Consider the following 21,695-nt stretch of genomic DNA (forward strand, 5'->3'; position numbering starts at 1 on the left):
ATTCAACGCGATGGCCGGGTCTCGCCCTGCCTGGCGGTCGCCAGCCTGCCGGCCCCGCCCCCCATCAGCACGAACACCCCAGCCAGCACCAACGCAGTTCCCGCCATCTGCCACACCGTGATGGGCTCCTGCAGGAACCACGACGCCAGAAACAGCACCGACACCGGCCCGATCATGCCCAGCAGCGATGCGGTGGGCGCGCCGATCAACGCCACCGCCCACATCAGCATGAACACCGGAACCACGGTATTCAGCGTGGCGTGGATCACCGAATACCCGTAGACCCCGGCAGGCTGGATCAGCATGGACGGGGGATGCACGACAAAGAACTGGATGATGCAGGCCACGCAGGACACCAGCATGGCATACGCCACCAGGCGGGTCGCACCCAAGCGCTTGACCAGTTCCCCCGAACAGATCAGGTACACAGAATAGCTTGCGGCCGACCCGAAAACGAACAAAGACCCTAACAGCACCTCGCCGCCGCCAAAGGACAGGTCGTGGGCAAACACCAGCACCACGCCGGCATAGGACAGCACCATGGCCATCCACTGGCGGCGCTCGACCGGACGCTTGAACCAGAACGCCGACAGCAGCACCACCAGCGAAGGCGACAGGAACAGGATCAGGCGCTCCAGGCTGGCGGTGATATAGCGCAGTCCCAGAAAGTCCAGGAAGCTGGACAGGTAGTAGCCCAGCAGGCCCAGCACGCAGACCTGCGCGCGTTCCTTCCAGGTCATGACGGGGATTTCTCCGCGCGCCGCGCGACGCGACTGATGCCAGGCCACCGCCGCGAAGAACGGCATGGCGAACAGCATGCGGAAAGCGATGAGGGTAACTGCGTCGATGCCGTAGCGATAGGTGAACTTCACCACGATGGCCTTGGCCGAGAACAGGACTGCGCCCAGGGTCGCCAGGAAGAAGCCGGCTGCGCGGCTGGAAGGGTGGAAGGACGGCGAAAACTTGGCAAGGCGATTCATGCGATGATTTTATGTTCAGTGCAATAACACCGCACGCCTTTACCCACGCTTACCCGGCCATATTTTTATCTCACGCATGACCCGACACCGCGCCCTCACCTACATCCACGTTGCCGCCGTGCTTTTTGGCCTGACCGGCGTATTCGGCGAACTGATCCAGGCCAGCGCCGCCGTGATCACGCTGGGCCGGGCCGTCTTCGCGGTGCTCTCGCTGGGGCTGTTCGCCCGCATGCGCCGCAAGCCGCTTCTGGGCGCCCTGACGCCCGCGCAGCTATTCGTGCTGGTGGTGTCGGGCGCCCTGCTGGCGGGACACTGGGTAACCTTCTTCATTGCCGTGAAGGTCGGCGGCATCGCCATCGCCACCCTGGGTTTCGCCAGCTTCCCCGCCTTCATCACCCTGTTCGAGGGCCTGCTCTTCCGGGAGCGCATCCGTCCGACCGAATGGCTGCTGCTGGGCTTGGTGACGGCCGGGCTGGTGCTGGTCACGCCCGCGTTCGACCTGGCCGACCAGGGCACCATCGGCCTGGCCTGGGGCCTGCTGTCGGGCCTGAGCTTCGCCCTGCTGGCGCTGAGCAACCGCCGCTCGGCCTCGGGCATGGACCCGATGCAGGTGGCCTGCTGGCAGAACCTGGTGGTGGCGCTGGTAATGCTGCCCTTCGCCGTGTCCCAGCTGCCCGCGCTGCCTGCGCTGGACTGGTTCTGGCTGGCGCTGCTGGGCATCTTCTGCACGGGCCTGTCGCACTATCTGTTCGTGTCCAGCCTGACGCAGCTGAACGCGCGCAGCGCCGGACTGGTCATCGCGCTGGAACCGGTCTACGCCATCGCTTTCGCCTGGGCGCTGTTCAGCCAGGAGCCCACGCCGCGCATGATGGCGGGCGCCGCCCTGATCGTGGCCGCCATCGTCTGGTCGGGCTTGCGCAAGCAGGCGCCCGCCGCGCAGCCGGACATGGCGGCGAAATCACAGCCTTGACAATAACTGACTAGGCAGTAAAATTCGGCACATATGACTGCCGCGCCTCCCCATTCCCCGTCCGACGGCCCCGTCCATTACCGCGCAGACGCCAGCTGCGTGATGGATGAAAACGCCGGTTTCCTGATCAAACTGGTCTCCAATTCCTTGAACCGGATGCTAGACCAGGAAATGGCCCCGCTGGACCTCACGGCCATGCAATGGCGTCCCATCGCCCTGGTTTTCCAGGGCCGCGCCGATACGCCCGCGGAACTGGCCAGGCTTACGGGCATGGACACGGGCGCCATGACCCGCGCGCTGGACCGGCTGGAAGCCAAGGGCCTGCTGCGCCGCAACCGATGCCAGGCGGACCGCCGCGTCGTCAAGATCGAACTCACCGAGCTCGGCGAGGCCAAGGCGCGCGAAATCCCGCCCAATATCGCTCGGGTGCTGAATTACCACCTGCGCGGATTCTCCAGCGACGAAGTGGCGCAGCTCAAGCACCTGCTGCGCCGGATGATCGCCAACGGCTCCGCCTCGTCAGCCACCCAAAACCGCTAAGGACCGCCAGCGAACCCCGGGTTTCGGGGTTTTATTTGGCATAATAGCTGCCTAGGCAAATACAGATTAATCAACTACTTTCAGCAAACAGTCAGGATGAAACGCCTTCTCACTACCGTATTGGTGCTGGCCCTGAGCGGTTGCGCATTGATGGAACCCGGCTCCGAGCCCGTGGCTGCACTGGATGGCGCCAAGCTGGGACTGACCAATCAGGACACGGCCTGGCCTGAAACTCAATGGTGGCTGCGCTATGGCGACCCGCAGCTCAATGCCTTGCTGGACGAAGCCCTGGCCAACAACCCGTCGATGAGCGCCGCGCAGGCCCGCCTCGCCAAGGCCAACGCCGCCGTCGGCATCGCGCGCGCGCCGCTGCTGCCGCGCGTGGACGCGAACTACGCGCTGACCCGCGAGCACCTGTCCAAGGACTACATCTACCCCGCGCCCATGGGCGGCTCGGTCGTCAGCGACAACCGGCTGGCCCTGGACTTCAGCTATGAGCTGGATTTCTGGGGCAAGAACCGCTCGCGCCTGCAGGCGGCGGTATCGCAACAGGCCGCCGCCGCGGCCGACGCGCAGGCGGCGCGCAATCTGCTGGCAAGCGCGACGGTCCGCGCCTACCTGAACCTGCAGAACGCGTTTGCCCAGCGCGACGTGCTCGAGCGCGTGCTGGCCCAACGCGCCGATGTGCTGTCGCTGACCCAGGGCCGCTATAAGGCTGGGCTGGACACGCAGGTCGAAGTCAAGCAGGCGGAATCTTCGCTCGCCGCCGGCAAGGTGGAACTGACCCAGACCGACACCACGCTGGCGCAGTTGCGCAATCAGGTCGCCGCGCTGGCCGGCGCCGGCCCGCAGCGCGGACAACCCCTGCAACCGGTGGCGCTGACTGCGCCCGCCGGCGGCGTGCCCGCCAGCGTGCCGCTGGACCTGCTCGGCCACCGCCCCGACGTCGCCGCCGCGAAATGGCGCGCCGAGGCTGCCGGCCATGCCATCGACAGCGCCCGCGCCGAGTTCTACCCCAACGTGAACCTGGCTGCGTTCGTCGGTTTCCAAGCCATGGGCACCGGCAACCTGCTGGGCGCGGATGCCCGCATGGCCGGTTTCGGCCCGGCGGTCACGCTGCCGATCTTCCACGGCGGCGAACTCAACGCGAACCTGGCGGGCCGCCGCGCCGACGCCGACCTCGCGGTATCGGACTACAACCAGACCGTGCTGGACGCCGTGCACCAGGTGGCCGACGCGCTCGACGGACTGCGCCTGCTGGATCAGGAAAAGGCCCAGCAACGCCAGGCCCGCGAAGCCATCGACGCCGCCTATGACCTGGCGGTCAAGCGCTACAAGGCCGGCATGGGCAACTACATCTCCGTGCTCATCGCGCAGACCGGCGTGCTGACCCAGGCACGGCTGGACACCGATCTGCGCATCCGCGCCTATCAGTTGGACGCCAGCCTCGCCACTGCGCTGGGCGGCGGCTACGCCCCCGCGGCCGAGTCGGCCCCCGCCACGAACCCCACCCATTGAACGCTCCCCGGACTCAGACGTCATGACCGCAGCCACACCCGCCGCCAACCCCGCCCGCAAACGCCTGCTGCTGCTGGCCACCGGGGCCTTCACTCTCATCGCGATCGCCTACGGCATCTGGTGGGCGCTGTTCGGCGCCCACTTCGAAAGCACGGATGATGCCTACGTGCACGGCAACCTGGTGCAGATCACGCCGCAAGTGCCTGGCACGGTCGTAGCCATCGAGGCCGACGACACGGAAACCGTCGCCGCCGGCCAGCCGCTGGTGCGCCTGGATCCGGCCGACACCGACGTGGCCTTGCAGCAAGCCCAGGCCAAGCTCGCGCAAACGGTGCGCCAGGTGCGCACCATCTATGTTCAGAACGACGCCCTGGCTGCCGACGTCGACCTGCGCAACGCCGACATCCTGCGCGCCCAGGCAGAATTGACCCGCGCGCAAAGCGACGTCAACCGCCGCCAACAATTGGCCAAGTCCGGCGGCGTCAGCGGCGAAGAAATCCTGCACGCCGAAGCAGCGCTGAAGTCCGCCCAGTCCGGCCTGGCGCAAGCCCGCGCCGCGCTGGCCGCCTCGCGCGCCAAGCTGGCCACCAATCAGGCGCTGACCCAGGGAACCACGGTCGCCGACCATCCCGACGTGCAGCAGGCCGCGGCCGGCCTGCGCAACGCCTGGCTGGCGCAGTCGCGCACCGTGCTGCCCGCCCCCGTGGGCGGCGTGGTGGCGCGCCGCAGCGTGCAGGTCGGCCAGCGTGTCGCGCCCGGCTCGGCGCTGATGACGGTCGTGCCGCTGGACCAAGTGTGGATCGAAGCCAACTTCAAGGAAGGCCAGTTGCGCAAGATGCGCATCGGCCAGCCGGCCAAGATGGTGGCCGACCTGTACGGCAGCGCGGTCACCTACCACGGCACCATCGCCGGACTGGACGCCGGCACGGGCAGCGCCTTCGCCCTGCTGCCCGCCCAGAACGCCACCGGCAACTGGATCAAGGTGGTGCAGCGCGTGCCGGTGCGCATCACGCTGGATCCCGAAGACCTGAAGAAGCACCCGCTGCGCGTGGGCCTGTCGATGGACGTGGAAGTGGACGTGGGCAAGCAGGAAGGAGAACCGCTGACGCAGGCCGAACGCAAGGAGCCGGTCTGGTCGACGCGCGCCTTCGAGCCTGCCCACGATGAAGTCGACGCCATGATCAGCAAGATCATCGAGGCCAACCTCGCATCATGAGCGCAGCCAAGCAGCCCGCCGCCCCGCCGGCGCCCCCGCCTGGCGGTCACGCGCCGCTGGAAGGCGCGACCCGCATCATCGGGTCCATCGCGCTGTCCACGGCGGTGTTCATGAATGTGCTGGACACGTCGATCGCGAACGTGTCCATCCCGACCATTTCGGGCGATCTGGGCGTCAGCACCAGCCAGGGCACCTGGGTCATCACCTCGTTCGCCGTGGCCAACGCGATCACGGTGCCGCTCACGGGCTGGCTCACGCAACGCTTTGGACAGGTGCGGCTGTTCCTGATCTCCACGCTGCTGTTCGTGCTGGCTTCATGGCTGTGCGGCTTTGCGCCCTCGCTCGAAGCGCTAATCGCATTCCGCGTGCTGCAAGGCGCGGTCGCCGGCCCCATGATCCCGCTGTCGCAAGCGCTGATGCTGGCGAGCTTCCCCAAGTCCAAGGCGGGCATGGCGCTGGCGGTCTGGTCCATGACCACGCTGGTGGCGCCCGTCGCCGGGCCCTTGCTGGGCGGCTGGATCTCCGACAACTACACCTGGCCGTGGATCTTCTACATCAACGTGCCAGTGGGCCTGCTGGCCGCGTGGATCAGCTGGCGCATCTATGGCGACCGGGAATCGGTCACGCGCAAGCTGCCGATCGACAAGGTCGGCCTGGCGCTGCTGGTGGTGTGGGTAGGCGCGCTGCAGATCATGCTGGACAAGGGCAAGGAGCTGGACTGGTTCGCCAGCGGCACCATCATCGCGCTGGCCGCGACCGCCTTCGTGGCCTTCGTCTTCTTCCTGATCTGGGAACTGACCGACGCGCACCCCGTGGTCGACCTGCGCCTGTTCAAGATCCGCAATTTCACGGTCGGCGCGCTGACGCTGGCGGTGGCCTATGGCGTTTTCTTCGGCAACGTGGTGCTGCTGCCGCTGTGGCTGCAGAGCAATATGGGCTACACCGCGACCTACGCGGGACTGGTCACCGCGCCGGTGGGTCTGCTGGCCATCCTGCTGACGCCCATCGTCGGCAAGATGCTGGCCACGCGCGACCCGCGTCAGATCGCGACGGTGGCGTTCCTGATCTTCGCGCTGGTGTGCTTCATGCGCTCGGGCTTCAACACGCAGACCGATGTGCGCACGCTGATGGTCCCGACCATCATCCAGGGCGCGGCCATGGCGACGTTCTTCGTGCCGCTCACCTCGATCACGCTGTCCAGCATCGAACCGTGGCGCATTCCCGCGGCCTCTGGCCTGTCGAACTTCCTGCGCCTGACGGCGGGCGCATTCGGCACATCCATCGCCACCACGCTGTGGGAAAACCGCGCGACCATGCACCACTCGCAGCTGACCGAAGTGGCCAAGCCCGGCCAGCAGGCGTTCGACCAGACCATGGCGACGCTGCAGAACGGGCTGGGCATGACGCATCAGCAGGCCCTGACCATGGTGGACGGACTGATCAATACGCAAGCCTTCACCATGTCGGCGGTGGACGTGTTCTACGCGTCCGCCATCATCTTCCTGGCCCTGACCGGCCTGGTCTGGTTCGCCCGCCCCCGGTCGACCAAGGCGGGCGGCGGCGGAGCCGCCGAAGCGGCAGCCGGCGCCCACTGAGGCGCGGCTGGCCCGATCTCGGACGCAGCCGTCCGGGATCGGGCCGCAAAGCGCCTTATTGCTTCAGCAGGACCTGCCAGTCGGCGCGCTCCATGATGTCGGCCGGCAAGGCGCTGACAGGCGACAGGTTGAACACAGAGATGCCGCGAGCGCGCCATTGCGCGGCGGCGAAGCGGAACGACGGTTCGATCAGCTGAGAAAACTTGCGCGCCAACCTGCTCGACTGGGACGAGGTCCCTTCATCGTAGAAGCGCAAGCCATTTTGCAGCGTCAGGTCCAGCCCGTGCGCATAGACCTTGCGGGCGCCGCTGGACACCAGCACCTGCAAGGCGGCATAGGCCACGGTATCGGCGTCGAACACGCCCAACGCCACGTTGAAGCTGAATCCCATGGCCTGCTTTGCGTCCAGCAGTTGCACGTCGGGCGAGGCCGCCGCCATCCGCTGGAGCACGGCCGGCGCGGAGATGCGCTGGTAGGCCCGTTCGGAGATCAGTTCAATGACGCAAATGCGGCAGCGGATCGACTCCTGCGGGAGCCCCTGCATGATGTAGCGCAGAACCTCGGGCAAGACGTACAGGGTCAGGTCGCGCGACACGACCTCGCGCACCAGGTCGATACGCTCGCGCACGAAGTTCTGGTCGATGATGCAGTAATACTTGAACGGCAGGTCGAACTTGCGCGCCAGCATGATGGCGCCATTCACGCCCATCGCCGCCCGGATGTCGAGCCGGTCGTAAGGTATCTGCGCGACCGACGGGCCGCTCAGGATCAGATGTACTTCCTGGTCGGCAGAATCGTACCCTTGGGCCAGCGGCGTGACTGGCTGCGGCCGACCAAAGGCGCGAAAGCCGCAGATGGCGCCTGACCTATCCCTGCGGATCCGGACGAAAGGCCACAAGTGCTGGTTATGTCTCTGCGTGCGCGACCGGAGCACCCGGAACAGCTTGCGCGCGAATCGGTCGGCCCGCCCGCTACCCACGTGGGCAGCGGGGAAGGAGAAGCCAGATTCGTCCATTGACTAGCCGAAGGTCTGGCGAGGACTGGCCTCAGCCCGCGGCGATCAGCGCGGCTATCGCGCTGCCGACGTCGGCGGTGGAGGCGGTGCCCTTCATGTCCCGGGTACGCGGACCTTCCGCCAGGACGGTTTCGATGGCCTTGACGACCGCCGCCGAAGCGTCCGGATAGCCCAGGAAATCCAGCATCAGCGCGCCGCTCCAGATCTGGCCGATCGGGTTGGCGATGCCCTTGCCGTAGATGTCCGGCGCCGAACCGTGCACCGGTTCGAACAGCGACGGGAACTTGCGCTCGGGGTTCAGGTTGGCCGAAGGCGCGATGCCGATCGTGCCGGTGCAGGCCGGCCCCAGGTCGGACAGGATATCGCCGAACAGGTTGGAAGCCACCACCACATCGAACCAGTCGGGATGCTGCACGAAATGGGCGCACAGGATGTCGATGTGATACTTGTCCCAGCGCACGTCCGGGTACTTTTCGCCCATCTCGGCCACGCGTTCGTCCCACCAGGGCATCGAAATCGAAATACCGTTGGACTTGGTGGCCGCCGTCAGGTGCTTGCCGCGCTTCTGCGCCAGTTCGAAGGCGAACTTGAGGACGCGGTCGGCGCCGATGCGCGTGAAGACGCTTTCCTGGATGACCACTTCGCGCTCGGTGCCCGCGAACAGGCGGCCGCCGCTATTGGAGTATTCGCCTTCGGTGTTCTCGCGCACGATGAAGAAGTCGATCTCGCCGGGCTGGCGGTCCTTCAGCGGGGAAGGCACGCCAGGCATCAGGCGCACCGGGCGCAGGTTGATGTACTGATCGAACTCGCGGCGGAACTTGAACAGCGAGCCCCACAGCGCTTCGTGGTCAGGCACCGTGGCGGGCCAGCCGATGGAACCGAAGAAAATCGCTTCGTGCTGGCCGATCTGCGCCTGCCAGTCGTCCGGCATCATCTTGCCGTGCTTGGCGTAATAGTCGCAGCTCCAGTCGAAATGGTCCCACTGAAAATCGATGCCGAATCGCGTTGCGACCGCGTCCAGCACCTTCAAGCCCTCGGGCACGACTTCCTTGCCGATGCCGTCTCCAGGAATCACCGCAATCTTGTGTTTCTTTGCCACCACGTCTTCCTCTGTTTTGCTTTGATATACCGCCCGGCATCGCAGGCAGGAATGCCGCGGCGCAGTAATTGGATCGTTGCAGAAATATACGCGCCGCTGCTCGTGTTGCCAAAGAGCAGGACGAGCCGCCACCTAGCGGCCGGACTCCATGAAACTCAGCGCCTGCCCTTGGACCCCAGCAGGGATCCCAGGATGCCCCGGGTCAATTCGCGCGCGATCGACCGGACCGTGCTCTTGGCCATGGTCTGTACCACGCCGTCGCGCTTGCCGCCGCGCGGGCCCGTCGACCCGAACAGGACTTCATTCAGGCTGTCCATGAGACCGCCACCCGACTCTTCCGCGGCGCCCTTGCCTTCAGGCTGCGCGGAACCGTTCTTCGCCGCGCCGGCCTGGTCCACAGGCTTGGCCGCGCGCCCGGCCAGCACTTCATAGGCGGATTCGCGGTCGATGGATTTCTCATACTTCGGCGCCAGCGGACTGCCCTGGCGCAGCGCTTGCCGCTCGGCATCGGTCGCCGGGCCGATCCGGCTGGCCGGCGGCACGATGTAGGCGCGCTCGGTCGGCATCGGCCGTCCCTTGGCATCCAGCAAGGAAATCAGCGCCTCGCCCACGCCCAGCTCGGTGATGGCGGCCTCGATGTCCAGCCCGGGATTGGGACGCATCGTCTGGGCCGCCGTCTTCACGGCCTTCTGGTCGCGCGGCGTGAACGCCCGCAAGGCGTGCTGGACGCGGTTGCCCAACTGCCCCAGCACGGTGTCGGGAATATCCAGCGGATTCTGGGTCACGAAATAGACGCCCACGCCCTTGGAGCGGACCAGGCGCACCACCTGCTCGATCTTGTTCAGCAGCGCAGGCGGTGCGTCATTGAACAGCAAGTGGGCTTCGTCGAAGAAAAACACCAGCTTGGGCTGGTCCATGTCGCCGACTTCGGGCAGCTTCTCGTACAGGTCCGCCAGCAGCCACAACAGGAAGATGGCATACAGGCGCGGCGCCTGCATCAGCTTGTCGGCGGCCAGCACGTTGACCATGCCGCGGCCCTGCGCGTCCGTGCGCATCAGGTCGGCCACGTCGAGCATGGGTTCGCCGAAGAATTTCTCCGCGCCCTGCGACTCCAGCGCCAGCAGTCCGCGCTGGATGGCGCCGATGCTGGCGGAAGACACGTTGCCATATCGCGTCTTCAGTTCCGAGGCGCGGTCGGCAACGTTCTGCAGCATGGCGCGCAGGTCCTTCAGGTCCAGCAGCAGCTGGCCTTCGTCGTCGGCGACCTTGAAGACCAGCGTCAGCACGCCTTCCTGCGTGTCGTTCAATTCCAGGATGCGGGACAGCAGCAGCGGCCCCATGTCCGACACGGTGGCCCGCACCGGCAGCCCCTGCTCGGCAAACACGTCCCACAGCGTGACGGGGCTGGCCGCCCAGGCCGGTTCGCTCAGGCCCAGGTTCTTCAGGCGTTCCAGCAGCTTGGGCGTGGCCGCGCCAGCCTGGGAAATGCCGGTAAGGTCGCCCTTGACGTCGGCCATGAACACCGGCGTGCCGATACGGGAGAAGGATTCAGCCAGGACCTGCAGGGTGACGGTCTTGCCGGTACCCGTGGCCCCGGTAATGCAGCCGTGGCGATTGGCCAGGGCAGGCAGCAACGCCAACTCGGTCTGTGCATTCTTGGCGACGACGATGGGGTTGGGCATGTGCAGCTCTCCGGACCAGGGAATCAGATGGATGCCCAAGTGTAGAGCCTGCCGCGCCGCTTGTGCGCGTGGCAATATGGACACATGCGGTCCGCCCCCGGGCGCGCCGGGCGCCGGCACGGTAAAATGCCATCTTTGCAGACAATTTACCCTGGGAAGCCATGGCCGGACACAGCAAATGGGCCAATATTCAGCACCGCAAAGGGCGCCAAGACGCCAAGCGCGGAAAGCTGTGGACCAAGATCATTCGTGAAATCACCGTGGCGGCGCGTGCCGGCGGCCCTGACCCGGACAGCAACCCGCGCTTGCGCATGGCCTGGGACAAGGCCACCGACGCCAACATGCCCAAGGACAACATCCAGCGCGCCATCCAGCGCGGCGCGGGTGGCGCCGACGGCGACGCCTACGAGGAAGTCCGCTACGAAGGCTACGGCATCGGCGGCGCGGCCGTGATCGTCGACTGCATGACCGACAACCGCACCCGCACCGTGGCCGAAGTGCGCCACGCCTTCGCCAAGAACGGCGGCAACCTGGGCCAGGAAGGCTCGGTCGCCTTCATGTTCAAGCACTGCGGCCAGTTCGTGTTCGCCCCCGGCACCTCCGAAGACAAGGTCATGGAAACCGCCCTTGAAGCCGGCGCCGAAGACGTGACGACCGACGAGGAAGGCGTGGTCGAAGTGGTCTGCGCGCCGGCCGACTACGCCGCCGTGCGCAGCGCCTTCGACGCCGCCGGCCTGAAGGCCGAAGTGGACGGCATCGTCATGAAGGCCCTGAACGAAACCGAACTCGCCGGCGAAGACGCCATCAAGATGCAGAAGCTGCTCGACGCCCTGGAAGGCCTGGACGACGTGCAGGAAGTCTATACGAACGTCGTTTTCGACGAAGCGCAGTAATCCCATTACCCCGGCGCCGAGCGGGCCTTGCCTGCCCGGCGCCACGCTGTCACCGGATCCGGGTCCGCCCGGATCCTGGCCTACTCCACGGGCTGGCGCCTTGCGGCGCTCGACTGGCAACCTTAAGAACCACGCAACATGAAACTCCTGGTAATTGGCTCTGGCGGCCGTGAACACGCCCTCGCCTGGCGCTTGGCCCGCTCCCCGCGCGTCCACAAGGTATATGTCGCTCCGGGCAACGGCGGCACCCAGCGCGCCGAACAGATCGAGAACGTCCCGTTCACCAATGCCGAGGAATTGGCTGATTTCGTGCAACGCGAAGGCGTCGCCCTGACCGTGGTCGGCCCCGAAGCCCCGCTGGCCGCCGGCGTCGTTGATGTATTCCGCGCCCGCGGCCTGAAGATCTTCGGCCCCACCAAGGACGCGGCGCAGCTGGAAAGCTCGAAGGACTACGCCAAGGCCTTCATGGTCCGGCACAACATCCCGACCGCCCGCTACGCAACCTTCACCGATCCGGCCCAGGCCCACGCCTACATCGACCAGGAAGGCGCTCCCATCGTGATCAAGGCCGACGGACTGGCCGCGGGCAAGGGCGTCGTGGTCGCCGCCACGCTCGAAGAAGCGCATGCCGCCGTGGACGCCATGCTGGGCGACGGCTCCATGGGCGCTGCCGGCGCGCGCGTCGTCATCGAGGAATGCCTGGTGGGCGAGGAAGCCAGCTTCATCGTCATGTGCGACGGCCGCAATGTGCTGGCCCTGGCCACCAGCCAGGACCACAAGCGCCTGCAGGACGGCGACCAAGGCCCCAACACCGGCGGCATGGGCGCGTATTCGCCCGCCCCCATCGTCACCCCGGAACTGCACCACCGCATCATGCGCGAAATCATCCTGCCGACCGTGCAGGGCATGACGCGCGACGGCATCCCGTACACGGGCTTCCTGTACGCCGGCCTGATGATCGCCCCGGGCGACGATCCCGACCGCGAGATCAAGACCCTGGAATTCAACTGCCGCATGGGCGACCCCGAAACGCAGCCCATCATGATGCGCGTCAAGAGCGACCTGCTGGACGCCCTGGAGCATGCCGTCGACGGCACGCTCGACCAGGCCGACATCGTCTGGGACCGCCGCACCGCGCTGGGCGCCGTGCTGGCCGCGCACAACTACCCCAACACGCCGCGCACCGGCGACGTCATCCGCGGACTGCCCGCCGACGCCGAGGACTGCATGGTGTTCCACGCCGCCACCAAGCTCGACGGCGAGGAAGTCAAGACCACCGGCGGGCGCGTGCTGTGCGTCACGGCGCTGGGCGACTCCGTCAAGATGGCCCGCGACCGCGTCTACGAAGCGATCGACGGCATCCACTTCGACGGCCGTCAGTACCGCAGCGACATCGGCTGGCGCGCGCTCAAGCCGTCGCAGCAGAAGCCCAAGCCCAACGCCTAGCCGGAACCGCAATGAACGCCTTGCCCGTCTCCTCCGTCCGGGACTACCTCACCGGCCTGCAGGCCCGCATCGTCGGCGCCCTGGAAGCCGCCGAGGGCGCGGCCTTCCGCAGCGACGAATGGGTGCGGCCCGAGGGCGGCGGCGGGCTGTCGCGCCTGCTGGAAGGCGGCTCGCTGTTCGAACGGGCCGGCGTGCTGTTCAGCCACGTCCAGGGCAACAAGCTGCCGCCGTCAGCCAGCGCGCACCGCCCCGAACTGGCCGGCCGCTCATGGGAAGCCATGGGCGTGTCCATGGTGCTGCACCCGCGCAATCCCCATGTGCCCACCACGCACATGAACGTGCGCATGTTCCTGGCGGCCGCCCGGCCGGGCCACGACGAAGCCAACGTCTTCTGGTTCGGCGGCGGCATCGACCTCACGCCCTACTATCCCTACGAGGAAGACGCCCGCCATTTCCACGCCGCCTGCCGCGACGCGCTGGCCGGCCACGGCGCCGACTACTACCCCCGCTACAAGCGCTGGTGCGACGAGTATTTTTTCCTCAAGCACCGCAATGAAACGCGCGGCGTCGGCGGCATCTTCTACGACGACCTGAATACGCCCGGCTTCGAGGCCTCGTTCGCCCTGACCCGCTCGGTGGGCGATGCCTTCCTGCCGGCCTACATGCCCATCGTGGAACGCCGCCGCGGCCTGGCCTACGGTGAACGCGAACGCGATTTCCAGGCCTACCGCCGCGGCCGCTACGTCGAATTCAACCTGGTCTTCGACCGCGGCACGCTGTTCGGCCTGCAGTCCGGCGGACGCACGGAATCGATCCTGCTGTCCATGCCGCCGCTGGCGCAGTGGCGCTACGACTGGCAACCCGAAGCCGGCACGCCCGAGGCCGAACTGGCGGCCTACCTGAAACCGCGGGACTGGGCTTGAAGCGCATCGGTCTCCTGGGCGGCAGTTTCGACCCCGTCCACGTCGCACATATCGCCTTGGCGCAAAACGCCTTGCAGACGCTAGGCCTGGCCGAGGTGCAGCTCATTCCCGCCGCCAATCCCTGGCAGCGCGCCGCGCTGCACGCCACGGCCGGCCAGCGTCGCGACATGCTGCAACTGGCTATTGCCGGCCACGCAGGCCTGACCGTCAACCCCATCGAAATCGAACGCGGCGGCCCAACCTACACCATGGACACGCTGCGCGCCCTGCCCCAGGACGCGCGCTATGTCTGGCTGTTGGGCGCCGACCAACTGGCCAATTTCTGCACCTGGCGCGAATGGCAGGACATCGCCAGCCTGGTGGACCTGGCCGTCGCCACCCGCCCGGGCACCGCGCTCAGCGCGCCGCCGGCGCTGGCCGAACACCTGCGCAGCCAGGGACGCGAACTGCAGGAATTGCCTTTCGCTCCCATGCCGGTTTCGGCCTCGCAGGTCCGCCAGCGGCTGGCGCAAGGCGAATCAACCGAAGGCCTGCTTGCCGCGCCGGTTGCCGCCTATATTGCGGCGCACCATCTTTACCGATAAACCCTCACCCGCCGGGCGTCTGAAAACGCCACGGGGCCAGCATCCGCTGTCCACGCGCGGGTTATATTTGCAGCTATGGATATACAAAAACTCCAACGCGCCGTCATCGACGCCCTCGAAGACGTCAAGGCGCAAGACATCAAGGTCTACAACACCACGCATCTGACCAGCCTGTTCGATCGCGTCGTGATTGCAAGCGCCACCTCCAACCGCCAGACCCGCGCCCTCGCTTCCAGCGTGGCGGACCGCGGCCGCTCGCTCGATCTGTCCGGCATCACCATCGAAGGCGAAGACACCGGTGAATGGGTCGTCGTCGACCTGGGCGACGTGGTCGTGCACATCATGCAGCCCGCCATCCGCCAGTATTACAACCTGGAAGAGATCTGGGGCGGCAAGCCGGTGCGCGTGAAGCTCCTGCCCGAATCCACCCGCTCCGCTCCGGTCGCCAACGACGGCGCTCACGACGCCGAGTACTGAGCGCGCCGTGAAGCTGATCGTCGTGGCCGTGGGCACGCGGATGCCGGACTGGGTGCAAACGGCCTGGGACGACTACGCCAAGCGCCTGCCGGCCGACTGCGCGCTGGAACTGCGCGAGATCAAGCCTGAACCCCGCACCACCGGCAAGACGCCCGCCCAGATGATGGCGGCGGAAGCCAAGCGGATCGAAGCCGCCCTGCCCGCCAGCGCCTTGCGCCTGGCGCTGGACGAGCGCGGGCGCGACCTCACCACCATGGCCTTGTCACAGAAGCTGGAACAATGGCGCGCCGGCGGCCAGGATGTCGCCTTTCTGGTCGGCGGCCCGGACGGGCTGGATCCCGGCCTGAAGGCCTCCTGCGCTGGCCAGTTGCGCCTGTCCTCGCTGACGCTGCCGCACCCCATGGTGCGCGTGGTGCTGGCCGAACAGCTCTACCGGGCCTGGGCCATCATGACCAATCATCCCTACCACCGCGCCTGACCGCTGGCCGGGCCGGCGCCCATCTCGCTGACGCATGACTCACACCGCAACCTCCGCGCGTCTCTACCTTGCCTCCGCCAGTCCCCGCCGGCGCGAGCTGCTGACCCAGATCGGCCTGGCCCACGAAGTCCTGCTCGTGCCCGCCCCGCCGGGCGAGGACGAGCCCCAGCATCCCGGCGAAAGCGCCGCCGACTACGTTCGGCGCACCGCGCGGGACAAGGCCTTGCGCGGACGCGACTGGATGCTCAGCCAGGACCTGCCTCGGCTGCCGCTGCTGGCCGCCGACACCACGGTCATCCTGGCGGGCGCGGTCCTGGGCAAGCCCGCCGACCGCGACGACGCCATCCGGATCCTGCGCTCCCTGTCCGGCTCGGCGCACGAAGTGCATACCGCCGTCGCCGTCTGGAACGGCGACCGCTTGCTGGAAACCGTGTCCATTACCGAGGTCCGCATGCGCGAGCTGGCGGATGCGGAAATCGGCCGCTACTGCGACAGCGGCGAGCCCTACGGCAAGGCCGGCGCCTATGGCATCCAGGGCCTGGCGGGCACGTTCATCTCGCACATCGCCGGCAGCTATACCGGTGTGATGGGCCTGCCTCTGTTCGAGGCCGCCAACCTGCTGCGCGCAGCGGGTATACAAGTGCCCTGAAAGCCGCGGCGTCCGGCTGAAAAAATCCCCCGAGACCTCCACGGTCCGGGGGATTTTCTTTGCCGCGGGGCAAACCCGCTTTTGGCGGCTGCCCGCGGTAAAGCGCGGGCAACTTCGGATTTACGCTGTTTCAGCCATGCGGCATCGGCTGGCCCATGGGCACGGCGCCAACCCTCGGCGCTTCCTGGACCGGGACTGCGGCGGGAACCGGCGCGGGCTGAAGCTCGCCCTCGAGCGCGGCATGCAGCTGCTCCTGGTCCAGCTCTCCTTCCCAGCGCGCCACGACCACGGCGGCGGTGGCATTGCCGACCAGGTTGGTCAGCGCGCGGCATTCCGACATGAAGCGGTCCACGCCCAGGATCAGCGCCATGCCGGCAACCGGCACGGAAGGCACCACCGACAGGGTGGCGGCCAGGGTGATGAAGCCCGCGCCGGTCACGCCCGCCGCGCCCTTGGAACTCAGCATCGCGACCAGCAGCAACAGGATCTGGTCGCCCAGCGACAGCGGAATATCGCAAGCCTGCGCAATGAATAGCGCCGCCATCGTCATGTAGATATTGGTGCCGTCCAGATTGAACGAATAGCCCGTGGGCACGACCAGCCCGACCACCGACTTCGAGCACCCGGCCCGCTCCATCTTCTGCATCAGCGTGGGCAGCGCAGCCTCGGACGAACTGGTGCCCAGCACCAGCAGCAGCTCTTCGCGGATGTAGCGCACCAGCTTCAGGATCGAAAACCCGTTGTAACGTGCAACCAGCCCCAGCACCACCACCACGAACAGCACCGAAGTCGCGTAGAACGTGCCCACCAGCATCGCCAGATTGATGACGGACTTGATGCCGTATTTGCCGATGGTGAAGGCCATTGCGCCGAAGGCGCCGATGGGTGCGGCCTTCATCAGGATGGCGACCAGCTTGAAAACGGGTTGAGCCAGCGCGGTCATGAAGTTCAGTATCGGCTGGCCGCGTTCGCCCACCATGGCCAGCGAGATGCCGAACAACACCGCCACGAACAGCACCTGAAGGATGTCGCCGCCCACGAACGGGCTGAAGATCGTGGTCGGGATCACGTTCATCAGGAAGCCCGTGATGGTCGAGTCATGCGCCTTGGCCACATAGCCCGAAACCGCCTTCGCGTCCAGGGTCTTGGGGTCGATGTGCATGCCGGCGCCCGGCTGCACGATATGGCTGACGATCATGCCCACGATCAGCGCGAGCGTGGAGAACACCAGGAAGTACAGCATGGCCTTGCCCGCCACGCGGCCGACCTTCTTCAGGTCGCTCATCCCGGCGATGCCAGTGGCCACGGTCAGGAAAATCACCGGCGCGATGATCATCTTCACCAGCTTGATGAAGGCGTCGCCCAGCGGCTGCATCTGCTGGCCGAGTTCGGGCTTGAACGCGCCCAGCAGCACGCCCACCACGATGGCGAAAATCACCTGCACATAGAGAATTTGATAGAACTTGAGCTTGCGCGCGGGCGCGACTTGATCCACGTCGATCATTGGGATTTGTCCCCACCAAGGCCCCTTGCTCCGGGCGATTCAGCGCGGGCGACGGGGCGTTATCTGTTTTTTGACCCGTGCCTGTCAGCGCGGGCCGATTTCACCCTGCGTTCGATACAGCGGGGCTTGGATTCCTCTATGCAAGACCCGTGCCAAGGCCAAGGACTGCGCCCGGCGCTTCCAAGTCATTGATTGGAAATAACTATTTCCTCTGGAAAGGAGCCTAGGGATCAACAACCTGGCGAAATTTCACACAGAAGCGATATAAAATGTGCGAAAAACCGCACAAACCATGTCAACCCGAACCTCACCCCGTAACCCTGGCGCCGTTCCGGACCGGACACACCGGCCAGCCCGCCGCCGGCCTGCGTGGCCCTGGCCCTGGCGCGCGGCCGCCATACTGCTGGGCATCGCCGTCGTCTTCGGCGTACTGCATGCCGCTACGCTCTGGGCGCGCGACGGCGCCCTGAAGAACGCGGCGGCGCAGGCGCGCGGCGCGGCGCAGATCAATGCCGCCCTGCTGCGCAACAACCTGGACAAATTCCGTGCGCTGCCCTTCGTCCTGACGCGCGACGTCGACGTGCGGGCCGCCTTGCTGGACCGTTCGGCCCGGCAGATCGAGTCCCTGGACGAAAAGCTCGACACGCTCAGCCGCGGCGTGGGTGCGTCCGCAATCTATGTGCTGGACAAGAAAGGCCTGGCGATCGCCGCCAGCAATTGGCGTGAACCCGCTACCTTCGTCGGCGTCGATTATCAGTTCCGGCCTTACTTCAAGGGCGCAGTCGCCCGCGGCTCGGCAGAGCATTTCGCCCTGGGCACCATCAGCCATGAAGCCGGGCTATACCTGTCGCGGCGCGTGGACGACGCCAACGGCGCCATGCTGGGCGTCGTGGTCCTGAAAGTGGACTTCCGTGACCTGGAGGCCGACTGGCGCCAGTCCAATGCGCCCATCTTCGTCACCGACGAGCACGGCGTGGTGTTATTGGGCAGCATCTCCGACTGGCGCTTCGACGTGCTGGCGCCGCTCGCGCCCACCCTGGCGCGCACGCTGCGCACCAGCCTGCAGTTCGGCGATGCGCTCTTCCAGCCCCTGCCGCTCCAGCCCCAACTGCAGCCTGTCAGCAGCGGCCAACTGGTGCGCTCGGAAGCGACGCTGCCGCAAATCCCCGCCGGCGCCCCTTTGCTGCACACCACGCTGCCCATCGTCGAATCGCCCGGCTGGACCCTGCATCTGCTGTCGCCCGTGCAGACGGCGATCAACCAGGCCACGGCCAACGCGCAACTGGGCGCATTGCTGGCGCAGAGCGCGCTGGCCGCCTTGGCCGGCCTCGTGCTCTTTCGCCGCCACCGCAATCGCGAACGCGCCGAACAGCAGGCCGCCATCCATGAACAGCTGGCCTCGCTGGTGGACGAACGCACGGCTCAGTTGTTGCGGGTGAACGAACAACTGGTCGATGAAATGGACGAACGCCAGCGCACGGCCGCCCGCCTGCACACCATGCAGGAAGAACTGGTCCAGGCCAGCAAGCTCGCCCTGCTCGGCCAGGTCGCCGCCGGCGTGGCCCACGAAATCAATCAGCCCGTGGCCGCGATACGCGCCTACGCCGACAACGCGGCCGAGTTCCTGCGTCGGCGGGATGACGGCTCGGCGCAGGAAAACCTGGGCACCATCGCCGCCTTGACCGACAGGATCGGCCACATCACCGGAGAACTGCGCGCCTTTTCCCGCAAGGCCGGCGCCTCGGTGGGACCAACCGGCCTGCAGGATTGCCTGGAAGGCGCGCTGCTGCTGGTCGCGCCGCGCGCGCGGCGCCAGGGCATCGTGCTGCAACGCCCGCCCGAGGACCAGAACTACCACGTGCAGGCCAACCGCGTGCGGCTGGAACAGGTACTGGTGAATCTGCTGCAGAACGCCATGGAAGCCCTAGAGGGGCTGCCGGATGGCCGCATCATCGTCGCCCTGCAGGATCTGGGCGCCACGGTTCGGATCTACGTCAGCGACAACGGCCCCGGCCTGTCCCCCGAGACCCGCGCGCACCTGTTCACGCCGTTCCACACCACCAAGCCTGAAGGACTGGGGCTAGGCCTCGTCATATGCCGCGACATCGTCGCCGAATTCGGCGGCGACCTGATCGCCGCCGGCCCTTCCGATCCCGCCCTTCCCGCTCCGCATGCTCCCGGCAACGGCGCGATGTTCATCCTGACCTTGCGCAAGGCGCCCGGCCAGGGCAACGCTACGAATCTCCATCATGACCCGCGCACCTGAACTCCCATCCAACACAAGCAGCTCCATCGACCACAGCCCGCGCCAGCCGTTCATGCCGCGCGCGCTGTTCATCGACGACGACGAAGAACTGCTGCGCGCCAATGCCCAGACGCTCAAGCTCCACGGCATCGTGGTGGATGCCCATGCCCGCGCGCGCACGGCCCTGCCGGCACTCACCCGCGATTTCGACGGCGTGGTGGTAAGCGACATCCGCATGCCCGACATGGACGGCTTGCAGCTCTTTCAGCGCCTGCGCGAAATCGATCCCGACATCCCCGTCATTCTCATCACCGGACACGGCGACATCGCCACGGCGGTGCAATGCATGCGCGATGGCGCCTACGATTTCCTGGCCAAGCCCTATTCCTCCGACAGACTGATCACCGCCATCATGCACGCCGCGGAGAAACGCCATCTGGTGCTCGAAAACCGCCGCCTGCGCGAAGCAGCCTTTGCGGTCGAAGCGGACGAGGTTGCTTTCATCGGCACCACGCCCGCCATGCAGCGCATCAAGCAGACGCTGCGCCACATCGCGGATGCGGATGTGGACGTGCTGGTCGAAGGCGAAACCGGCACCGGCAAGGAGGTCGTGGCCACCGCGCTGCACCGCCTGAGCCGCCGCAGGCACCGCGCGCTCGTAGCGATCAACTGCGGCGCCTTGCCGGAAAGCGTCATCGAAAGCGAACTCTTTGGCCACGAAGCTGGCGCATTCACCGGCGCCCAGAAAAAACGCATCGGCCGCATCGAGCATGCCAGCGGCGGCACCCTGTTCCTGGACGAAATCGAAAGCATGCCGCTGGCCGTGCAGGTCAAGCTGCTGCGCGTGCTCGAGTCGCGCCAGATCACGCCCCTGGGCAGCAATGAAGTGCGCAATCTGGACTTGCGGGTGGTCGCCGCCACCAAGGAAGACCTGGGCAGCCCGGCCATACGCGGCAAATTCCGCGAAGACCTGTTCTACCGGCTCAATGTGGTCACCATCCGGATTCCGCCACTGCGTGAGCGCCGCGACGACATCCCGCTGCTGTTCGCCCACTATCTCGGCCACGCCTCGCGCCGCTTCCAGCGCGACATTCCCGAGATGCCTGCATCCATCAAGCAGCATGTCATGACGCATGACTGGCCCGGCAACGTGCGTGAACTTGCGCATTTCGCGGAACGCGTCGTGCTTGGCGTACTGAACACGCCCGCCCCTGAACCCGCCTCAAGCTCCGGCGCCGTTTCAAGCCTGCCGGAACGGATGGAACGCTTCGAAGCCCAGCTGATCCGCGACGCGCTCCAGACCCACCAGGGCGACATCAAGGCCACCCTTGAATCTCTAGGCATTCCACGCAAGACCTTCTACGACAAACTGCAGCGCCACGGCATCGACCGCCAGCAATACACGCAGCGATAGGCAGCCGGAAGCGCGGGAACGACTCCCGCAAAAGCAAATACCCCTCGCGGGATCTACCTGCGAGGGGTTTTTCATTGGGGTATGCGGACCGCGTAAATACCATTATCGGCGCGGCGCCACAAAGACAAAACCCCACAGCGGTTAGCTGTGGGGTTCTGCGGAATAAAAGCTTGACGATGACCTACTTTCACAGACGTCCGTCCACTATCATCGGCGCAAAGTCGTTTCACTGTCCTGTTCGGGATGGGAAGGAGTGGGACCAACTCGCTATGGTCGTCAAGCGTAACTGGTTGAGCGGCTGCGGTTAGGCAACGGCTCCAATCTTGGAAGAAACACAACGCGTGGTGATCAGAGTCAGACTCGATGATCACGCACGGGGGGGTGTAATTGGTGTTGGCTGGCTGCCGACGGTGCAGCCAGATTTTGTATTGAACGACACTTGGAACGCTACATCACCAGGTCATAAC

19 protein-coding genes and 1 rRNA gene are annotated in these 21,695 nt (G+C 66.3%); 14 read left to right on the top strand and 6 right to left on the bottom strand.

Going from position 1 to position 21,695, the window contains the following annotated elements:
• Positions 1 to 2: 2 nt before the first annotated feature.
• On the bottom strand, positions 3 to 980 hold the full coding sequence (locus FOC84_RS02305) for a DMT family transporter (RefSeq protein ID WP_173143008.1): 978 nt from the start codon (positions 978 to 980) through the stop codon (positions 3 to 5).
• Between the two features lie 76 nt (positions 981 to 1,056).
• Here FOC84_RS02305 and FOC84_RS02310 point away from each other — a divergent pair, with 76 nt between their 5' ends.
• From FOC84_RS02310 to FOC84_RS02330, 5 genes are all read left to right on the top strand, one after another.
• Positions 1,057 to 1,950: a DMT family transporter gene (locus FOC84_RS02310; protein ID WP_173143009.1), complete on the top strand. Its 894-nt coding sequence runs from the start codon at positions 1,057 to 1,059 to the stop codon at positions 1,948 to 1,950.
• 33 nt (positions 1,951 to 1,983) lie between these two features.
• Positions 1,984 to 2,490 (top strand): MarR family winged helix-turn-helix transcriptional regulator, encoded by a 507-nt coding sequence (locus FOC84_RS02315; RefSeq protein WP_173143010.1) that lies wholly within the window; start codon positions 1,984 to 1,986, stop codon positions 2,488 to 2,490.
• Between the two features lie 96 nt (positions 2,491 to 2,586).
• The gene (locus FOC84_RS02320; protein ID WP_173143011.1) at positions 2,587 to 4,008 is read left to right on the top strand and encodes an efflux transporter outer membrane subunit; all 1,422 of its coding nucleotides are present in this window, start codon (positions 2,587 to 2,589) and stop codon (positions 4,006 to 4,008) included.
• A 22-nt stretch (positions 4,009 to 4,030) separates the two neighbouring features.
• Positions 4,031 to 5,224 carry an HlyD family secretion protein gene (locus FOC84_RS02325; RefSeq protein ID WP_173143012.1) on the top strand — a complete coding sequence of 398 codons (1,194 nt, stop codon included), beginning with the start codon at positions 4,031 to 4,033 and terminating at the stop codon, positions 5,222 to 5,224.
• On the top strand, positions 5,221 to 6,819 hold the full coding sequence (locus FOC84_RS02330) for a DHA2 family efflux MFS transporter permease subunit (protein WP_173143013.1): 1,599 nt from the start codon (positions 5,221 to 5,223) through the stop codon (positions 6,817 to 6,819). The genes FOC84_RS02325 and FOC84_RS02330 overlap by 4 nt, the downstream gene beginning before the upstream one ends.
• A gap of 55 nt (positions 6,820 to 6,874) precedes the next feature.
• On the opposite strand, the gene FOC84_RS02335 is transcribed toward FOC84_RS02330, so the two are convergent.
• The 3 genes from FOC84_RS02335 to FOC84_RS02345 all read right to left on the bottom strand — a co-directional run bounded on the left by FOC84_RS02335 (position 6,875) and on the right by FOC84_RS02345 (position 10,615).
• Entirely contained in the window at positions 6,875 to 7,834 is a 960-nt protein-coding gene (locus tag FOC84_RS02335) for a hypothetical protein (RefSeq protein ID WP_173143014.1), read from the bottom strand.
• Between the two features lie 31 nt (positions 7,835 to 7,865).
• Entirely contained in the window at positions 7,866 to 8,933 is a 1,068-nt protein-coding gene (locus FOC84_RS02340) for a tartrate dehydrogenase (protein ID WP_054458781.1), read from the bottom strand.
• Between the two features lie 155 nt (positions 8,934 to 9,088).
• Positions 9,089 to 10,615: a helicase HerA-like C-terminal domain-containing protein gene (locus tag FOC84_RS02345; RefSeq protein WP_173143015.1), complete on the bottom strand. Its 1,527-nt coding sequence runs from the start codon at positions 10,613 to 10,615 to the stop codon at positions 9,089 to 9,091.
• Positions 10,616 to 10,776: 161 nt separating this feature from the next.
• Between FOC84_RS02345 and FOC84_RS02350 the strand changes: the two genes are divergently transcribed.
• The 7 genes from FOC84_RS02350 (at position 10,777) to FOC84_RS02380 (ending at position 16,065) form a co-directional block, all read left to right on the top strand.
• A complete protein-coding gene (locus FOC84_RS02350) occupies positions 10,777 to 11,508 on the top strand; it encodes a YebC/PmpR family DNA-binding transcriptional regulator (protein ID WP_173143016.1) in 732 nt (243 codons plus the stop codon).
• 138 nt (positions 11,509 to 11,646) lie between these two features.
• Complete coding sequence (gene purD / locus FOC84_RS02355; protein ID WP_173143017.1) at positions 11,647 to 12,954, top strand: phosphoribosylamine--glycine ligase; 1,308 nt, start codon at positions 11,647 to 11,649, stop codon at positions 12,952 to 12,954.
• Positions 12,955 to 12,965: 11 nt separating this feature from the next.
• Positions 12,966 to 13,877, top strand: a complete 912-nt coding sequence (hemF, locus tag FOC84_RS02360; protein ID WP_173143018.1) for an oxygen-dependent coproporphyrinogen oxidase — start codon at positions 12,966 to 12,968, stop codon at positions 13,875 to 13,877.
• Positions 13,874 to 14,461, top strand: coding sequence for a nicotinate (nicotinamide) nucleotide adenylyltransferase (gene nadD, locus FOC84_RS02365; RefSeq protein ID WP_173143019.1), 588 nt, complete (start codon positions 13,874 to 13,876; stop codon positions 14,459 to 14,461). The genes hemF and nadD overlap by 4 nt, the downstream gene beginning before the upstream one ends.
• Positions 14,462 to 14,536: 75 nt before the next feature.
• Positions 14,537 to 14,938, top strand: coding sequence for a ribosome silencing factor (gene rsfS / locus FOC84_RS02370; protein ID WP_173143020.1), 402 nt, complete (start codon positions 14,537 to 14,539; stop codon positions 14,936 to 14,938).
• Positions 14,939 to 14,945: 7 nt separating this feature from the next.
• Positions 14,946 to 15,416: a 23S rRNA (pseudouridine(1915)-N(3))-methyltransferase RlmH gene (gene rlmH, locus FOC84_RS02375; protein ID WP_173143021.1), complete on the top strand. Its 471-nt coding sequence runs from the start codon at positions 14,946 to 14,948 to the stop codon at positions 15,414 to 15,416.
• A 34-nt stretch (positions 15,417 to 15,450) separates the two neighbouring features.
• Positions 15,451 to 16,065, top strand: coding sequence for a Maf family protein (locus tag FOC84_RS02380; protein ID WP_173143022.1), 615 nt, complete (start codon positions 15,451 to 15,453; stop codon positions 16,063 to 16,065).
• A 130-nt stretch (positions 16,066 to 16,195) separates the two neighbouring features.
• Here FOC84_RS02380 and FOC84_RS02385 read toward each other — a convergent pair whose 3' ends face one another.
• A complete protein-coding gene (locus FOC84_RS02385; RefSeq protein WP_173143023.1) occupies positions 16,196 to 17,569 on the bottom strand; it encodes a dicarboxylate/amino acid:cation symporter in 1,374 nt (457 codons plus the stop codon).
• Positions 17,570 to 17,861: 292 nt separating this feature from the next.
• Here FOC84_RS02385 and FOC84_RS02390 point away from each other — a divergent pair, with 292 nt between their 5' ends.
• Together FOC84_RS02390 and FOC84_RS02395 are read left to right on the top strand one after the other, a co-directional pair.
• Positions 17,862 to 19,835 (top strand): sensor histidine kinase, encoded by a 1,974-nt coding sequence (locus FOC84_RS02390; RefSeq protein ID WP_254241895.1) that lies wholly within the window; start codon positions 17,862 to 17,864, stop codon positions 19,833 to 19,835.
• Complete coding sequence (locus FOC84_RS02395; protein WP_302053188.1) at positions 19,819 to 21,228, top strand: sigma-54-dependent transcriptional regulator; 1,410 nt, start codon at positions 19,819 to 19,821, stop codon at positions 21,226 to 21,228. Before FOC84_RS02390 ends, FOC84_RS02395 begins: the two co-directional genes overlap by 17 nt.
• A gap of 168 nt (positions 21,229 to 21,396) precedes the next feature.
• Here the strand turns inward: FOC84_RS02395 and rrf are convergent.
• A 5S ribosomal RNA gene (gene rrf, locus FOC84_RS02400) occupies positions 21,397 to 21,509 on the bottom strand.
• Positions 21,510 to 21,695: the final 186 nt, after the last annotated feature.

This window comes from Achromobacter pestifer (genome assembly GCF_013267355.1).
GTDB lineage: Bacteria > Pseudomonadota > Gammaproteobacteria > Burkholderiales > Burkholderiaceae_B > Achromobacter > Achromobacter pestifer_A.

Bases quoted from the DNA above. Each gene is read 5' to 3' on its own strand.
- FOC84_RS02305 (WP_173143008.1), bottom strand. From the start codon at position 980: ATGAATCGCCTTGCCAAGTTTTCGCCGTCCTTCCACCCTTCCAGCCGC.
- FOC84_RS02310 (WP_173143009.1), top strand. From the start codon at position 1,057: ATGACCCGACACCGCGCCCTCACCTACATCCACGTTGCCGCCGTGCTT.
- FOC84_RS02315 (WP_173143010.1), top strand. From the start codon at position 1,984: ATGACTGCCGCGCCTCCCCATTCCCCGTCCGACGGCCCCGTCCATTAC.
- FOC84_RS02320 (WP_173143011.1), top strand. From the start codon at position 2,587: ATGAAACGCCTTCTCACTACCGTATTGGTGCTGGCCCTGAGCGGTTGC.
- FOC84_RS02325 (WP_173143012.1), top strand. From the start codon at position 4,031: ATGACCGCAGCCACACCCGCCGCCAACCCCGCCCGCAAACGCCTGCTG.
- FOC84_RS02330 (WP_173143013.1), top strand. From the start codon at position 5,221: ATGAGCGCAGCCAAGCAGCCCGCCGCCCCGCCGGCGCCCCCGCCTGGC.
- FOC84_RS02335 (WP_173143014.1), bottom strand. From the start codon at position 7,834: ATGGACGAATCTGGCTTCTCCTTCCCCGCTGCCCACGTGGGTAGCGGG.
- FOC84_RS02345 (WP_173143015.1), bottom strand. From the start codon at position 10,615: ATGCCCAACCCCATCGTCGTCGCCAAGAATGCACAGACCGAGTTGGCG.
- FOC84_RS02350 (WP_173143016.1), top strand. From the start codon at position 10,777: ATGGCCGGACACAGCAAATGGGCCAATATTCAGCACCGCAAAGGGCGC.
- purD (WP_173143017.1), top strand. From the start codon at position 11,647: ATGAAACTCCTGGTAATTGGCTCTGGCGGCCGTGAACACGCCCTCGCC.
- hemF (WP_173143018.1), top strand. From the start codon at position 12,966: ATGAACGCCTTGCCCGTCTCCTCCGTCCGGGACTACCTCACCGGCCTG.
- rsfS (WP_173143020.1), top strand. From the start codon at position 14,537: ATGGATATACAAAAACTCCAACGCGCCGTCATCGACGCCCTCGAAGAC.
- FOC84_RS02380 (WP_173143022.1), top strand. From the start codon at position 15,451: ATGACTCACACCGCAACCTCCGCGCGTCTCTACCTTGCCTCCGCCAGT.
- FOC84_RS02385 (WP_173143023.1), bottom strand. From the start codon at position 17,569: ATGATCGACGTGGATCAAGTCGCGCCCGCGCGCAAGCTCAAGTTCTAT.
- FOC84_RS02390 (WP_254241895.1), top strand. From the start codon at position 17,862: ATGTCAACCCGAACCTCACCCCGTAACCCTGGCGCCGTTCCGGACCGG.
- FOC84_RS02395 (WP_302053188.1), top strand. From the start codon at position 19,819: ATGACCCGCGCACCTGAACTCCCATCCAACACAAGCAGCTCCATCGAC.